General features: G+C 63.3%; 1 protein-coding gene and 1 pseudogene. One reads left to right on the top strand and one right to left on the bottom strand.

Annotation, left to right across the window (positions count from 1 at the left end):
- Nucleotides 1–166: 166 nt before the first annotated feature.
- Complete coding sequence (aceA, locus tag BN903_RS14815; protein WP_048078461.1) at nucleotides 167–1,210, top strand: isocitrate lyase; 1,044 nt, start codon at nucleotides 167–169, stop codon at nucleotides 1,208–1,210.
- Nucleotides 1,211–2,447: 1,237 nt separating this feature from the next.
- Here the strand turns inward: aceA and BN903_RS14810 are convergent.
- Nucleotides 2,448–2,827 (bottom strand): annotated as a pseudogene (locus BN903_RS14810) (CoA transferase); the annotation flags it as partial.

The raw sequence follows: 2,827 nt of genomic DNA, 5'->3' as shown, positions 1-2,827 counted from the left end.
CCCCGTCCGACGGGGGACGCGCCGCGACGCGGACCGACGGAGGCTCGCGATGAGCGCCGCCGCTGCCCGCGACCGAACGCCGAACCGACCCAGCGACCGAACGCCGAACCGACCCAGCGACCGAACGCCGAACCGACCCAGCGACCACGCCACCACACAGTAACCGATGAATCCCAACGAACTCGACGACGACGTCTTCGACAGAGATATCGACAACCCGGCCGGCCGAAAGCTCCGCGAGCTGTTCGACGAGCAGGAGTACACGTTCGCGCCCGGGATCTACCACGCGCTCGACGCCCGCCTCGCGGAGATGGCGGGCCTCGACGCGGCCTACATGAGCGGCTACTCCACCGTCCTCGGCCAGTTCGGCTTCCCCGACCTGGAGATGGTCACGATGACCGAGATGGTCGAGAACGCGAAGCGCATGGTCGAGGCGACGAACCTCCCGGTCATCGCCGACTGCGACACCGGCTACGGCGGGATCCACAACGTCCGGCGCGCGGTCCGCGAGTACGAGAAGGCCGGCGTCGCCGCCGTCCACATCGAGGACCAGACCTCGCCGAAGCGCTGCGGCCACATCGCCGGCAAGCAGATCGTCTCCCGCGAGGAGGCGCGCTCGCGCTTCGAGGCGGCCGTCGACGCCAAGCAGAGCGAGGACACCGTCATCATCGCCCGCACCGACGCGTACGGCTCCGCCAACGGCGACTGGGAGGAACACCTCGAACGCGGGCGGATCTACGCCGACGCCGGCGTCGACCTCGTCTGGCCGGAGATGCCCGACCCGTCCCGCGAGGACGCGGTCGAGTACGCCGAGACGATCCACGAGACCCACCCCGACCTGGATCTCGCCTTCAACTACTCCTCGTCGTTCGAGTGGGGCGCGGAGGAGGACCCGCTCACCTTCGAGGAGCTGGGCGACTTGGGCTACCAGTACATCTTCATCACGCTGTACGGGCTTCACTCGGGCGCGCACGCCGTCTACGAGGACCTCTCGAACATCGCCGAAAACGACGAACAGGCGCAGTTCGACCTCGAAGAGCGCTACATCGGCCACGAGACCGAGAGCCACCACGAGCTCTCCTTCGTCCCGCGGTACCAGGACATCGAGGCCGAGTTCGACCCCGAGGCGCGCAAGCGGCAGGAGGAGTCGGCCGGCTTCACCGAGGAGGAGAACGACCCGATCACGGCCTCCGAGGGCGGCGACGACTGAGACGGAGACTCGGGGGCACGACCCGCCTCCCGCGTCGATCGATCTTTTCGCCGGAACCGTCTCACACTCACTACGTCGACCCCGTTGAAACACTGTTCTTCAGACGCTTTCTCGCCCGAACGGCCGGTCGTTGAAGGGTGCGTATCGACGGACCGTTCCGCCCGTTACTCTGAATAAAGAAAATAGAAAATTTATCTAACCAGTAACCCGACCAGCATAGATGAGACCGCAGTTAGAATCGCTTCTTCTAGGGAAGTCTTTGAAACGATCGCTTCGGTATCTCGGGTACTCGGTCATTCTTATGGGCTTATTCTTCGGCCAACTCTACCTTACTGGGAATTTCGATGTGGGAACATCATCTAGTTTACTTATGAGTCCACTCGGAGCCACAGTATCAGCGAGTATCCTCGCAGGGATACATATCGAAATGACGGAATACTAGTGAGTATTGCTTCCGCCGTCATCATCCTCAGTGGCTATGGCCTGTATGGTATCGTCTCGCTTAATCACCCCCAACCGGACTATGGACTGTTAACCGGTGTGGGGACAGCAATCCTGTATGGTGTACCAATAGGGATTACAACATCCACTATTGCGTATGTGTCACGTCGATATGTCACGAGCCGATCTTCAGTGGCACCTGAGGAAAAATAGGGCACTGTGGCTCTGTTGAACTCTGATCTTTCAGATACATTCTCGCCTGAAATAGTCGGCTGATGAGAGTTGCTTATAAGACAGGTATTTCGTGAGTCCTGTCGGTGATGAGAACAAAGTCGTTGCTAGCGTGGTGAACACCTCCGAAGTCCCAGCAGCTCGCTACGACGACGCGCTTACCAAGGACACGACCACCGAAGCCCCAGCCGCGAGGACTCCCGCGGCTCGTTGCGCTCCTCGCTCGCGTTGCTCGCTACGGTGCTTACGTCGTCATCAGAACGCTTCGCGTTCTGATTGGCTCACGAGAGCTTCGCTCTCGTGAACGCCGAGGAGCGTCCTCGCGGTTGCCCCTTCGAATCCCACCCCGCACCGCTCCGCACCGCAGCCTCGCGCCTCCCCAGCCTCGTCGGCTAGCCTCCGCTTCGCTCCGGCTAGCCGACTCCCTCGCGCGGTGCTCCTCGCGGTCGCCAGAGGCGACCGCTCGGAGGCACGCGCCACCGCACTGGGGATTCGTCGGTTACTTCGCCGCACTGAGCGAATACGATGTGAAAACCATCAGCCGTTGAGAGTTTCAACGGTGCCGCTATTCCGAAATCGCCCCGCGCTCTCGGAGTTCGTCTATGTCGCCGTCGCCGTAGCCGTACTCGCGCAACACCGACTCCGTGTGCTCCCCGAGCGCGGGCGGATGGCGGCGGACGGTCGTCGGCGTCCGAGAGAAGTACATCGGCGAGCCGGGGAACGTCACGGTCCCGGCGGTCGGGTGGTCCGCCTCGGCGAGCATGCCGCGCGCCTCGATCTGCGGGTCCGCGAACACCTCGCTCACGTCGCGGACGCGGCTCGCGGGCACGTCGTGCGCTTCGAGCGCCGCGACGCCTCCGCGGTCGTCAGCGGCGCGAACGTCTCCTCCAGTTCGCGGTCGAGGACCTCGCGGTTGCGGACGCGCCCCTCGTTCGTCTCGAACCG

This window comes from Halorubrum sp. AJ67, assembly GCF_000513435.1.
The sequence above is the reverse complement of the archived record's forward strand: the minus strand, read 5'-3'. Positions and strand labels throughout refer to the sequence as shown.